General features: G+C 42.4%; 11 protein-coding genes. 9 read left to right on the top strand and 2 right to left on the bottom strand.

Annotation, left to right across the window (positions count from 1 at the left end; all coding sequences use genetic code 11):
* The 9 genes from metG to ACESM0_RS00585 form a co-directional block, all read left to right on the top strand.
* The coding region (metG, locus tag ACESM0_RS00625; protein ID WP_372902605.1) for a methionine--tRNA ligase subunit beta at positions 1-587 on the top strand (587 nt) is incomplete at its 5' end.
* A 4-nt stretch (positions 588-591) separates the two neighbouring features.
* The gene (locus tag ACESM0_RS00620; RefSeq protein WP_372902603.1) at positions 592-2,577 is read left to right on the top strand and encodes a pullulanase; all 1,986 of its coding nucleotides are present in this window, start codon (positions 592-594) and stop codon (positions 2,575-2,577) included.
* 50 nt (positions 2,578-2,627) lie between these two features.
* The gene (locus ACESM0_RS00615) at positions 2,628-3,980 is read left to right on the top strand and encodes a sodium-dependent transporter (RefSeq protein ID WP_372902601.1); all 1,353 of its coding nucleotides are present in this window, start codon (positions 2,628-2,630) and stop codon (positions 3,978-3,980) included.
* A gap of 96 nt (positions 3,981-4,076) precedes the next feature.
* Positions 4,077-4,652, top strand: a complete 576-nt coding sequence (gene efp / locus ACESM0_RS00610) for an elongation factor P (protein WP_372902599.1) — start codon at positions 4,077-4,079, stop codon at positions 4,650-4,652.
* A 9-nt stretch (positions 4,653-4,661) separates the two neighbouring features.
* Complete coding sequence (gene accB, locus ACESM0_RS00605; protein ID WP_372902597.1) at positions 4,662-5,141, top strand: acetyl-CoA carboxylase biotin carboxyl carrier protein; 480 nt, start codon at positions 4,662-4,664, stop codon at positions 5,139-5,141.
* 9 nt (positions 5,142-5,150) lie between these two features.
* Positions 5,151-6,503, top strand: a complete 1,353-nt coding sequence (gene accC, locus ACESM0_RS00600; protein ID WP_372902595.1) for an acetyl-CoA carboxylase biotin carboxylase subunit — start codon at positions 5,151-5,153, stop codon at positions 6,501-6,503.
* A 12-nt stretch (positions 6,504-6,515) separates the two neighbouring features.
* Positions 6,516-6,896 (top strand): glycine cleavage system protein GcvH, encoded by a 381-nt coding sequence (gcvH, locus tag ACESM0_RS00595; RefSeq protein ID WP_372902593.1) that lies wholly within the window; start codon positions 6,516-6,518, stop codon positions 6,894-6,896.
* 23 nt (positions 6,897-6,919) lie between these two features.
* Positions 6,920-8,470 carry a glutamine-hydrolyzing GMP synthase gene (gene guaA, locus ACESM0_RS00590; protein WP_372902591.1) on the top strand — a complete coding sequence of 517 codons (1,551 nt, stop codon included), beginning with the start codon at positions 6,920-6,922 and terminating at the stop codon, positions 8,468-8,470.
* Positions 8,471-8,536: 66 nt separating this feature from the next.
* Positions 8,537-10,270, top strand: a complete 1,734-nt coding sequence (locus ACESM0_RS00585; protein WP_372902589.1) for an ABC transporter substrate-binding protein — start codon at positions 8,537-8,539, stop codon at positions 10,268-10,270.
* A gap of 15 nt (positions 10,271-10,285) precedes the next feature.
* Here the strand turns inward: ACESM0_RS00585 and mltG are convergent, their stop codons facing one another.
* Positions 10,286-11,350 carry an endolytic transglycosylase MltG gene (mltG, locus tag ACESM0_RS00580; RefSeq protein WP_372902587.1) on the bottom strand — a complete coding sequence of 355 codons (1,065 nt, stop codon included), beginning with the start codon at positions 11,348-11,350 and terminating at the stop codon, positions 10,286-10,288.
* A gap of 286 nt (positions 11,351-11,636) precedes the next feature.
* Positions 11,637-13,040, bottom strand: a complete 1,404-nt coding sequence (locus tag ACESM0_RS00575) for a hypothetical protein (protein ID WP_372902585.1) — start codon at positions 13,038-13,040, stop codon at positions 11,637-11,639.
* Positions 13,041-13,072: the final 32 nt, after the last annotated feature.

Here is a 13,072-nt window from a genome sequence, read left to right as displayed (position 1 = left end):
TGCAGATTTCTGCTGCGCTCTCCATTTTGTTCCACCCTGTACTCCCTGCTAAAATGTCTCAATTGAGAAATCAGCTGGGTGTTCCTAATACACTACGGTGGGACGATGTAACTTCAGTTCTCATTCCGGCCGGTCAGATCGTTGAACAAGGTGAAATTCTGTTTGAGAAAATTGAAGATGAAGCCGTACAGGAACAGATTGGCATTCTGGAAAGTCGTGCTGCGGAATCCGCCGGCACAAGCAGTAAGGAATATGAGCCGCTAAAAGAGACGGCCACGTTTGATGATTTTGTGAAGCTTGATTTCCGCGCCGGAAAAATAACAGATGCCAAAAAGATCAAAAAATCGAAGAAGCTGCTCAACATCACCGTTGATCTCGGTTTTGAAAAGCGCACGATACTCTCCGGAATCGCAGAATTTTTTAAAGCTGATGAGATTATCGGCCGATCAGTGGTTGTTGTTGCAAATCTCGCCCCAAAAAAGATGATGGGCGTTGAAAGTAACGGCATGATCCTGATGGGTGAAGACACCGAGGGCAAACTCTACTTCGTAGAAACAGATTCAGAACCCGGAAGTCCGGTAATGTAATTTTATGAAAAGAACCAGGTTCGAATCTAAACCGGGCGTAACGTTTACCGATAACGCCACCAATTTTTGTATTTACTGCCCCCATGCCTCAGCGGTGAGCTGCATTCTTTTTGATGCATACGACGCTGAGAATGGCGTTCCACACTCCATGCAGATGAATGCGGATGGTTATTGGCAGGTAGAAATTCAGGGTGATCAATCCGGCAGATGGTATGCTTACGATGCAGAGTTTGTCGATGATGAATCAAAGCCGGACTCCCCTTATATCAACGAATTTTTTGCGGATCCGTACAGTAAGCATGTCACAGTTCGGAATACCTATCGTCAGGACGCACGCAGTTACATTTTTAAAGACGATTTTGATTGGGAAGGAGATTCACACTGTTTCCCTGATGATCCAAGAGATCTTATTATATACGAAGCACATCTTAAAGATTTAACGGCTCACACAAGCAGTAAGGCAAAAGGGAAAGGTTTTTATCAAAAGTTTATCGATCCGAATCAAACCGGAGGAATCAATTACCTGAAACGGCTTGGAGTTAACTGTGTTGAATTTTTACCGCTTCACAAATTTCCACCAACCGAACCTCCATTCGAGCAGACTACTCCTGAGGGTTTTCAAAACAGCTGGAATCCATATTCTTCCAACTACTGGGGATATATGACTTCCTTTTTCTTTGCCCCGGAAAGCTCATTTGCATCTGATTATTCTAATCGATTTTCAGGTAAAACAACCGCAGCTGTAACCGAGCTCAAAGAGATGGTTAAGCATCTCCACAAGGAAAAAATAACGGTTATCATGGATGTTGTTTTCAACCACACATCCCTGTTTGATGTTAATCCACTTACACATCTTTGTCCCGACGAATATTTAAGATCTGATGAAAAAGGTGCGCTTCTAAACAGAAGCGGTACAGGTAATGAATTCCGTTCTGAAAATCCTGTAGCTCGCCAGTTAATTGTAGACTCCATACTCTACTGGATTGAGGAGTATCATATCGACGGATTTCGATTTGATCTTGCCGCACTACTGGACAGAAAGTCGTGGGACGTAATCCGAAATAAGGTTCATGAAAAATATCCAAAGGCGGTCCTTATTGCCGAACCCTGGGGCGGTTATTACTCCCCTCACGACTTCTCAAACCACGACTGGGCTTCCTGGAATGATCGTATACGGAACAGTATCAAAGGATCTGCCCCAATTCATGACAAAGGTTTTATCTTCTCGGAGTGGCAGCATGAAACCCGGCGGGAACGACTCGAAAATATTTTTAAAGGAACATTAAATCATGGAGAAGGTGGTTTGTATAACACCTCCGCCCACAGTGTAAATTACCTTGAGAGTCATGACGGATATACACTGGGTGATTTTATTCGAATCAGCCTGAAGCCGGAACTGCAAGATGAAAAGATTGACAACAGGGAAGAACACGTTAAACTCAATCCATCTGAGTTAAAGGTTGCCAAATTAGCCGCGCTTTCACTTTTTACAGCTCAGGGTATTACCATGATCCATACGGGGCAAGAGTTTGCAAGATCTAAGATTATTGCAAAAACCCCGTACCCTGATGATGACGTTGGGAAAATGGACCACAATAGCTATCAAAAAGACAACGAAACGAACTGGATAAATTTTGATGACATTCAGTATAATTTATCCCTTTTCGATTATTACCGTGGCTTGATTCAGGTGCGAAAGCATTCTCCTGCCTTAAGGATGTGCGAACCACACGAAATCAGCTTCGAACATTACGGAAATCCGCTGGTTATCACTTTTTACATAAGCGGTTATGAAAGCGGAGATTTAAATGATTATTATGTGCTCCTTAACGCCTCAGGCAATGAGGAAGCTAACTGCAAACTACCTGAAGGCACTTGGGAAGTTATTGCAAATAAAGATATTGTATCACTTCAGTCTATTGATATAGCTCGTGGAACAGTAAAAATTGAACCTCAAAGCGGAATGTTGTTAAGAAAGTTGCGACATTGATCTTCAGCGAATATTTTAGTGCGTCTCTATTAATCTAAATCTATCTCACTTTGGCTACAACTCCTACCGAGAACCGTGGTACCTGGAACACAAAATTTGGTTTTATCCTCGCAGCAGCCGGATCGGCCGTTGGACTGGGGAATATCTGGCGATTCCCAACCGAAGCCGCATCAAATGGCGGTGCCGCTTTTCTCATCATCTATATTATATGCGTTACCCTGATTGGGCTTCCCGTTATGATTGCAGAGCTTTCTATAGGACGCAGTACTCAGAAAAATCCTGTTGGCGCATTTAAAGCCCTGAGTACAAATAAATTCTTCCCCCTCGTCGGTTTCTGGGGTGTTTTGTGCGGTGTGATGATCCTGAGTTTTTACACCATTATCGCAGGGTGGACATTTAGTCACGTTTTTGTTGAGATATTTACATTTGCAGGCTGGCACTCAGCCGCCGAGCTTTTAGCTGATTCCGAAAACGGCTGGATTAATGCCATCTTTGCCATGTTATTTATGGGATTAACTATCGTGATTATTCGCGGTGGAGTAAGTGAGGGTATTGAAAGAGCTACAAAACTGATGATGCCGCTTTTGGTATTCATCTTAGTCATTATGACTCTCTATGTAGTTTTCCAACCCGGAGCTGCAGAGGGACTTGAAGTCTACTTGAAGCCCGACTTTTCTATGATTACCGGTGAGCTGGTGCTTGCCGCCCTTGGGCAGGCCTTCTTCTCTCTCTCTTTAGGTATGGGTGCCCTTATCACATATGGATCATATTTGAGCAAAAAAGAGAACATTGTAGAAGCTGCCAGTTTTGTAACCCTTGCCGATGTGGGAATCGCGTTTCTGGCCGGCCTGTTGATTATGCCAACTATTTTCCTTGCTCAGGCACAAGGAGTTGAAATTTACGATGAAACCGGAAACTTCCTTGCCGGTCCTGCACTTATCTTCCAGATTTTACCGGAACTGTTTTCCCAAATGGGTGGCTTTTTAGGTTTGACAATCGGAATATCATTCTTTTTTCTGCTCAGTTTAGCAGCGCTTACATCAACGATCTCACTCCTGGAAGTACCAACCTCCTATATAATTGACGAACATGGTGTGAGAAGGAAAAAAGCGGCACTCTATGTTGGATTAACAGTTTTAGCCCTTTCAATCATTATTTCTTTTAATACCGGGCTAATTGGAGACATCGACTATATATTCAGTGTAATAGGCCTGCCGCTTGGCGGACTCTTAATCTGTATTTTTATCGGGTATTTCTGGAAAACAAGAAGCGCCGTGGATGAAATGAAGAATGGATTTAAAGATATTCGTGATTCTTGGTTTACTACGGTTTGGTCTGTATTCATCAAGTTTATATGCCCAATTATCATTGTGATAATTTTGGCTCAGACCATTTTTGGATAATTTGACTGCAAAAATTCGAATTACTTTGTAGCAGTAAGTTGTTATCGAACAGAACCTGCTGTATTTTTGATAACTCAATTAGAACTAAATGAACATATGGGAAAAGTAAGCACATCCGATTTCCGTCCCGGAATGAACATTCTGCTGGACAATCAAATTTACACTATTGTAGATTTTCAACATGTAAAACCCGGAAAAGGCGGTGCATTTGTTCGCACAAAGTTAAAGGGCGTTGAAAACGATAAGAATATTGAGAAAACGTTTAGATCCGGAGAATCTGTGGAATCTATCCGTGTAGAAAAACACCCTTATCAGTTTCTCTATTCCGATGGTGATATGTTTTTCTTCATGCACCAGGAAACCTATGAACAAGTTCCTTTGGAACGTAAACGAGTAGAAAATTCGGAGTTCATCTTCGACGGTCTGGTTTGCACGCTATCTATTGATGTAGACAATGAACAGATTCTTTTTGCTGAACCACCCGACCAGATTGAAGCTGAAGTAGTTCAAACCGACCCCGGAGTACGCGGTGATACGGCTCAGGGTGGCAGCAAACCTGCCACAATATCCGGTGGTGCCGTTGTTCAGGTTCCACTATTCATTAACGAAGGTGAAGTCATTCGCGTAGATACACGAACCGGTGAATATCTAGAAAGAGCTAAAACTAAATAAACAGTTATTATGGACTTAAAACTTGTCAAAAACCTGCTAGACCTTATTTCAGAAACAGAACTTAATGAAGTTTCTATCGAGGAAGGAGACTTTAAAATGAAAGTTAAAAAACAGTCTGATGCTCCGGCTCAATCTGCTCCAATGCAGTTTCAGATGCCTTCGGCTCAACAAGCACCTGCTCAGGCAGCCCAGCCTGCAGCTGCTCCTACAGATTCTTCATCTTCCGAAAAGAAAGAGTCTCAGCCTGAAGGTGAAACCGTTCAATCCCCGATTGTTGGAACATTTTACGAATCCCCATCGCCGGATTCCGACCCGTTTGTTAAAGTTGGTGATACCGTGCAGAAAGGCGATACTCTCTGCATCGTTGAAGCGATGAAAATCATGAACGAAATCGAAGCAGAATTCTCAGGAACTGTTCAAAAAATACTTGTAGAAGACGCACAGCCTGTAGAGTTTAATCAGCCGTTGTTCATTATCAAAAAAGCTTAATTAAACAGTATGTTTAAAAAGATTTTAATAGCGAATCGGGGTGAAATTGCACTTCGTATCATTCGTACCTGCAAAGAAATGGGAATTAAAACCGTTGCGGTATACTCTACTGCAGACCAGAATAGTTTGCATGTAAAGTTCGCGGATGAGGCGGTTTGTATAGGCCCACCTCCGGGACGTGACAGCTACCTTAAAATTCCGAGTATCCTTGCAGCTGCTGAGATTACCAATGCGGAAGCTATTCATCCCGGTTATGGATTTTTAGCTGAAAATGCTGAGTTCAGCCGAATTTGTGAAGAACACAACATCAAATTTATTGGCCCTTCTCCCCATATGATCGAAAATATGGGTGACAAGGCTACAGCCAAGGCCACAATGATAAAAAATAATGTCCCTGTGGTGCCGGGTTCGGATGGAATTGTTTCATCAATTAACGAAGGAAAAATTATTGCAAAGGAAATTGGCTATCCTGTAATTATTAAAGCCAGTGCAGGAGGTGGCGGCCGGGGAATGCGGGTTGTTGAAAGTGAAGACAAATTTGAAAACGCCTTTAAGACCTGTCAGAACGAAGCCGGATCTGCCTTTGATAACCCCGCTGTTTACATCGAAAAATTTGTTGTGAATCCTCGCCATATCGAAATTCAGATCATGGGAGATCAGCATGGTAATGTGAAGCATTTAGGTGAACGTGAATGTTCACTGCAGCGTCGCCATCAGAAAATTCTTGAAGAAGCCCCTTCTCCGGTCATGACTCCGGAAGTTCGTGAAAAAATGGGACAAGCCGCGGTAAACGCAGGTAAAGCTATTGATTACGAAGGTGCGGGAACGGTAGAATTTATCGTTGATAAAGATCTGAACTTCTATTTCATGGAGATGAATACCCGAATTCAGGTTGAACATCCGGTTACAGAAGAGATTACATGGTGCGACATTGTAGAGGAGCAAATTCGAGTGGCTGCCGGTGAAAAAATTGACATGTCTCCACTGAAAATGCGCGGACACGCCATCGAATGCCGAATCAACGCAGAAGATCCGGAGTTTAATTTCCGTCCCACTGCCGGTGAAATCACCTCTTTCAACATTCCGGGCGGACATAGCGTGCGAGTTGATACTCATGCTTACGCAGGCTACAGAATTCCACCGCATTACGACTCAATGATTGCAAAATTGATTGTTAGTGCGCCTACAAGAAAAGAAGCTATTATGCGTATGAAACGCGCACTTCAGGAATTTATCGTGGAAGGTGTAAAAACAACCATACCCTATCATCTGCAGCTTATGGACGACGAAAATTTCCAAAAAGGTGATTTTAATACACAGTATTTAGAGCAGCACTTCAAATTTAAACCGGAACAAAAATAATCATTTACTTTTATGAACATTCCTGATGACCTAAAATACACGAAAGAGCACGAATGGATTCGCGATAACGGTGATGGTACCGTAGCAATTGGAATCACTGATTTTGCTCAAGGTGAACTGGGAGATATTGTCTTTGTTGAACTCGAACCTGAAGGATCAGAATTCGATCAAGACGAAGTTTTAGGCACGGTAGAAGCTGTAAAAACTGTTTCTGAACTTTTCTCACCTGTTTCCGGCGAAGTAACCGAGATCAACGAAGACCTTGAAGATGATCCCGAGTTGGTTAACAACGATCCGTACGGAAATGGCTGGATGGTTAAAATGAAACTCTCTGACGCGTCTGAACTCGACAGCCTTCTGTCTCCTAAAGATTACGAACAATTGATTGATTAAATAATTTTCAACAACTCTATATAATGCATACTCATCACGATGAGTGGATTCTCATCTTAGACTTTGGCTCACAATACACACAGCTCATTGCCAGAAGGCTCAGAGAACTCAATGTTTATTGCGAAATACATCCCTATAACTCTCCAAAATCAGAATTTGAGAATCATCCGCCTAAAGGTTTAATCCTTTCCGGTGGACCAAAAAGCGTGTATGATGAGGATGCTCCGGTTTTGAATCTGGAGTACTTCAAATTTGATGTTCCAGTTTTGGGAATTTGTTATGGACTTCAGTCCCTGGCTCACATTATTAAGCCCGGTAGTGTAGAAAAAGCTCACAAACGCGAATTTGGACGTGCAGAACTTTTAATCAATGATCACTCCAATATTTTTAAAGGAATTGATGACGGTTCAATTGTATGGATGAGTCACGGGGATCACATTAAAAAACTTCCCTCCCCCTACGAAGTTATTGCGCACACAAAAAATGCACCGGTTGCTGCCGTAAAACACAGTGATAAACCGATTTTTGGCGTTCAGTTTCATCCTGAGGTAGTCCACACGGAAGACGGTGCTAAAATGCTGGAGAACTTTGTCATCAACATTGCAGGGTGCTCCGGAGACTGGACGGCCGCTTCTTTTATTGAAACTGAAATTGAAGCAATAAGAGAAAAAGTTGGGAATGACAAAGTGATATGCGGCCTCTCAGGCGGGGTTGATTCTACCGTAGTTGCAACACTTTTGCATAAAGCTATCGGAGATCAGCTGCTCTGTATTTTTGTGGATAACGGTCTTTTGCGAAAAAATGAATTCGAAACGGTTCTGCAAACGTATAAAGATAACCTGCATCTTCCTGTTAAAGGAATTGATGCATCAGAACTTTTCCTGGATAAGCTGGAAGGAGTATCCGATCCTGAGGAAAAAAGAAAAATTATAGGAAATACGTTTATTGAGGTATTCGATAAAGCCATCGAAGATGAATCTGAGTACAAATATTTAGCTCAGGGCACCCTCTATCCTGATGTTATTGAAAGTGTCTCTTTCAAAGGCCCTTCTGCAACCATTAAGTCTCATCACAATGTTGGCGGATTACCCGAAAAGATGAATCTTGAACTTATCGAACCGGTCAGAGAACTTTTTAAGGATGAAGTTCGCAACGTTGGGCGTGAGCTGGAAATTCCTGAGAACTTACTCGGTCGTCACCCCTTTCCAGGTCCGGGAATGGGAATTCGCGTACTGGGTAAAATAAGCAGAGACAAACTAAGACTTTTACGCGACGCCGACGACATTTTCATTCAGTCACTCAGAGATCACAATCTGTACGATGACGTTTGGCAAGCACTTGCGGTACTCCTGCCCGTACAGTCTGTTGGGGTAATGGGGGATGAAAGAACATATGAATTTACGGTGGCACTACGTGCTGTTACAAGTCTGGACGGCATGACTGCCGACTGGGTACATCTTCCTTACAAATTTCTTGCAATGGTCAGTAACAGGATTATCAATGAAGTGCCCGGTGTAAATCGAGTGGTTTATGATATTAGTTCTAAACCGCCGGCAACCATTGAGTGGGAATAGAGAGGAACATTTTTATATCAAATCTCTTTATTTCAGTGACTTTAATTTGTACGACTATCAACCGATATGAAAAAATATTTAGTTTTACTCATCACTCTTCTTTTTTTAACTGAATATGCATCTGCTCAATCATTTCAGGATGGAGTTCAGCTCTATGAAAATGAACAGTATGAAGAGGCAATTGATATATTACGGGATGTAAACTCTGATGAGGCCTTACTGTTTATTGGTAAAAGCTATCTGGCTCTTGGCAACTATCCCCTAACCCGAAACTACCTGAATCAGCTGCAAAACAGTGAGAGAACAAGTATTCAACAAGAGGCTGAATACACAAAGGCAGTTCTCTATTTCAGAACTAAAGATTATTCATCGAGTCTTAATACACTTAGTAATCTTATAGAAAGCAATAACAGATCCGGTATTCAAATCGATGCAAGACGGCTTTATAATCAGATTATTCGATATCTGGATACCAGTGAACAATTTGAAGTTTTACAAAATGCCGATAGCCGTTCACTTCGAATGGACATTGCCCGGCAATCCAAAAGACAAATGGATGAGCCACTCTTTCGCTCTGTAGTAAACGAGCTTTTACGGCTTGAACCGGACACATCACTGCACGACCAAATTTTAGAAACACTTGACCTCAATCAAGTCAGCCAAAGCACAACATTCAGTTATCCAACAGCTCCGGAAGGTACCGTTTACCATATAGGAGTTGTATTACCAACGTTTGACGAGGAAGATCCCGATTTTACCATACCCAGAAACCTGTATTATGGGTTTATGCTTGCAGCTGAGGAGTTCAACAGCCGGAATCCGGACAAGAAAGTGCAGCTTATTTTTAAAAACTCTGCAGAAAGCCCTGATACAACCGCAATGGTTATTACAGAGCTTGCCTGGGGTCACCATGCCGACGCCGTGATTGGGCCTCTATTTTCAGATACAGCTCAACGAATGGCTGAACTGGCTGAGGAGTACCAAGTTCCAATGCTTGCGCCTCTGGCCAACTCCGACGAGCTGAATCTTGATTATAACTATACATTCCAGTTCAATCCAACTTTCGAAGTTCACGGGAAAAATATGGCCCAATACGCTGTTCAGGAACTGGGACTAGACACACTAGCCGTTATCACAGAAGTAAATTCGCTGGGTCGTGAATCGGCCCTTGCTTTTCGCAAAGAGGCTGAACGGCTTGGAGCATTTGTCTCCTATTATATTGAAGATGATTTTGCATCCAAAGGCTACGATTTGAGTGAATACACAGAAGTATTTACACCTGATGAAGCATTGATTGATTCCCTCGGGTATACCCCCACACAGGCTATCTACGCTCCTTTTACGGGTCAGGCATCAACCACCATGGCAAGTCTGCTGATGAACGATCTGGAGGCAATGAGAAGCCGACAGGTTATATTAGGATCAGAAGAGTGGCAAAACGTGGATCTGTCTGCCTATCAACGCAGAACATTCGAAATTTTTCATACTCAGGCAAGCGGGACTGCAGCCGACTCTACTACTGTGGCTTATTTTGAGGAGGATTTCTCAACCCGGTTCAGTACCTCACCGGATCGTTTTGCTCGGATGGGCTACGATACAGCTACATTTCTGTTTCAGAGTTTAGAAACTGCCGGAAATCCTTCATATCTAGGGCGTGTTCTGAGAAACAAGGAAATTTACAACGGTCTGGCACTTCAAATTCACTTTGATGGTCGTAGAATAAACCAGAAAGTATACGTAAAACCATTGACTACCCCGGCTCAGGCAAGGCTTGAGGATGAGCCGAACCCGGAAGATTAAGTTTTATGAAATAAGCTACTCTTGATTTTCCGATTCTAGTCGTTCTCTTTGATCGCGCAGTCTGTACTGCTCCCGGATCCATCTTCTCCACTCGGCACTCGCTTGTATGTGCTCTTCAAATGTTCGCGAAAAACGGTGCGAACCGTCAGGCGCAGCGACCATAAATATATAGTCGTGATTATCAGGATTCAGAACAGCCCTGATTGAGGCCTCATCCGGATTTGTGATTGGACCCGGTGGCAAGCCTGTATGAATGTATGTGTTATATGGGTGATCAAGCCTGTAATCTTCAAATAGCAGCCTCCGGCGTTCACCCAATGCATATATTACGGTAGGATCAGCCTGAAGCAGCATGTTTCTATTTAATCGATTTAAATAGAGCCCGGCAATTCTGGATTTTTCTTCAGCATCTTTCGCTTCCATTTCAACTATTGATGCAAGTGTAATAATCTCGCTAAGTGAGTAGGGACTCTCCGAAATTTCGTCTCTGTAGCGATCTGCAATCATTCTGTTAAATTCGTTGTAAACCCTTTGTACAGCACTTTCTGGAGATGAAGTCCAATATATTTGATAGGTATTGGGTAACATTCTGGAAAACAACTCCTCCCCAGTAAGATTTAGCTCCTGTGCCATATCAGAGCTGTCTGAAAAGATTTTGGAGAACTCTTCAGGATCCGCTTCCAGTTGATTGCCAAGAGTAAGAGCAATCCGTTCCGGGTCACTTCCTGATAGAATGATAACGGAAGCAGGGCTTTGTATACCCCTGGCCATGTTTGATAAAAACTCATCATAAGAGTGTGAACCATCAACAATATATAAACCTGGCCTGAAGTTTTTCCAACCCAAAACTCTTCCTGCCCATCGCAGTTCGTTGCTATCCACATTTACTCCAAGACTGTCCATTTTTTCAGATAACGAATCAAGCCCGGTTTGATCGTGCAAATATATCTCTATAGGTATATCTGATTGGATAGCTGACGGATTATGAAGGCGGTAGTTGCGCCAACCTCCTAGAATTACGGTAACTGCTGTCAGGAGTATGAACAGCGCGATAAGCTCTTTTTTATTGAAAGGATTCATTTACTGTAATCGTTGTGACCATCATAGCTTAAAACGAGATAAATATAAGATTTATTTAAATGAATCTCTGTTTCAGTAAAACAAAGCATCAGAAAAGAGAATATATACTCAATTAACACAATTTAACAGGCAATCTGTATTGAGTATGCCATTGGGTGGCAACATTTTCAATAGATCTTCGTATATTTAAAGTGATATTTGGTTCTGAAAGGAATCAAATGCCCTAAAGAACAGCCTCAGGTTTTGGTCGACCTGGGGCTCTTTTTATTTTAGGACGGCAGAGTATTTAAAATGTTGGGTTGAACCGTATCCAAAGTGCAGGCTCGGTGTCGAATTCTTTCAGTGGCCATGCTATCTCAAACCTGAAAGCGCCAGTTCCAAGACCAAATCCGGCATCATGGTGTAAATCTGAGAATTTGAAGGATGAGAAGCCTGAAGTTGCATTTTCATCCGGACCATTCAATAATTCCGGGTCGCTTACGAATTCGGGATCCTTCGTCCAGCCGGAATCTAAAAATAACAGGATATGCATGTTGTAATCTCTCATCCAGACCCCGGGCCGGTTTGAAGATCTTCCAAACTGAATTTCCAGATTACTAAGCAGCATGTTATCTCCCCGGAAATATTTATATGGTGATCCTCTGAGAGTTCCGATACCTCCAAGATAAAACTGTTTGAAATCCGGTGCATCCCCGGATATACCTCCGGCTTTAATTCTCCATCTTAGTACAGAACCCGGTTCAAAATTGTAAAAGAATTTTAGTTGAGACCAATACTTGTTGTAGCGATAATTTTCATCACTTGAAGAGTTGTCAGCCAATTCGGCACCCACAGATGCTGCAAATGTAAACCGATCAGCCAGCAATACATTTTTTGGATTGAATGAAAAAGAGAAACTGTAGCGGTCAAGATCTATTTCATCAGAAAAACGGTCAACCGGTGGATTCAAACGGTAAGGGCTTGCTTTCCCAAACAGTGAGTAGGTCGTATTTCTTTCCAGAGATCGAAATGTGTCACGATTATAAGAGAAAGCCGCTTCATACCACCTTTGTGTACGATATACGGTGTAGAGCCCAAATCCTTCCATCTCGTGATAGTCCAGAAAATCATAGGAAGCAAAAAATGAGGTCAGTGAATTTTCAATCAGACCTGTTCTATGATAGTCTTCTGTAGAAGTAGCATGATGAAATTCACCGCCAACCATTAATCTTTTATTTATACCAATCAGCTTTTCAACGCCAAGTGCGTACTCCCACTCTTTTGAAGCCGTTCCATAACCAATAAATCCATGCGGACGGATCTGCTCAATATTTAAAAAACTGGATGACCTGTACCACTGCATTCTCTCTTTTCTGATGCCGAGAAAAAGTCCGTTTACCCGGTTGAAATGAATCATTGGTAAATTTGGATATTGACTATACAGTTCGTTGCTGTAATATGGTCCCGCTTCAATATCACCGCCTAAATCCAGCCCGGAGTAAGACAGTCTTCGCACCGCACGCTGTGCCTCCTCGGCTCCGGAAGTATCTGATTCTCCTTCCATTTTAGCCTGATCCGAGCCAAACAGTTCTTCAAGTGATTTGCTGAAAATTGGATCTCGCTTAAAAGGATCCTCCCCTGTTTGCTGGCCAAAGCCAATTACAGGCGTTAAAAGTGAAAGAGCTATTATTATGAAAATTGATCGTCCCATATCTTCGATTACGTTTAAAATATGCTGAAGTT

This window comes from Rhodohalobacter sp. (assembly GCF_041686455.1).
GTDB lineage: Bacteria > Bacteroidota > Rhodothermia > Balneolales > Balneolaceae > Rhodohalobacter.
The sequence above is the reverse complement of the archived record's forward strand: the minus strand, read 5'-3'. Positions and strand labels throughout refer to the sequence as shown.

Bases quoted from the DNA above. Each gene is read 5' to 3' on its own strand.
- ACESM0_RS00620 (WP_372902603.1), top strand. From the start codon at position 592: ATGAAAAGAACCAGGTTCGAATCTAAACCGGGCGTAACGTTTACCGAT.
- efp (WP_372902599.1), top strand. From the start codon at position 4,077: ATGGGAAAAGTAAGCACATCCGATTTCCGTCCCGGAATGAACATTCTG.
- accB (WP_372902597.1), top strand. From the start codon at position 4,662: ATGGACTTAAAACTTGTCAAAAACCTGCTAGACCTTATTTCAGAAACA.
- accC (WP_372902595.1), top strand. From the start codon at position 5,151: ATGTTTAAAAAGATTTTAATAGCGAATCGGGGTGAAATTGCACTTCGT.
- gcvH (WP_372902593.1), top strand. From the start codon at position 6,516: ATGAACATTCCTGATGACCTAAAATACACGAAAGAGCACGAATGGATT.
- guaA (WP_372902591.1), top strand. From the start codon at position 6,920: ATGCATACTCATCACGATGAGTGGATTCTCATCTTAGACTTTGGCTCA.
- ACESM0_RS00585 (WP_372902589.1), top strand. From the start codon at position 8,537: ATGAAAAAATATTTAGTTTTACTCATCACTCTTCTTTTTTTAACTGAA.
- mltG (WP_372902587.1), bottom strand. From the start codon at position 11,350: ATGAATCCTTTCAATAAAAAAGAGCTTATCGCGCTGTTCATACTCCTG.
- ACESM0_RS00575 (WP_372902585.1), bottom strand. From the start codon at position 13,040: ATGGGACGATCAATTTTCATAATAATAGCTCTTTCACTTTTAACGCCT.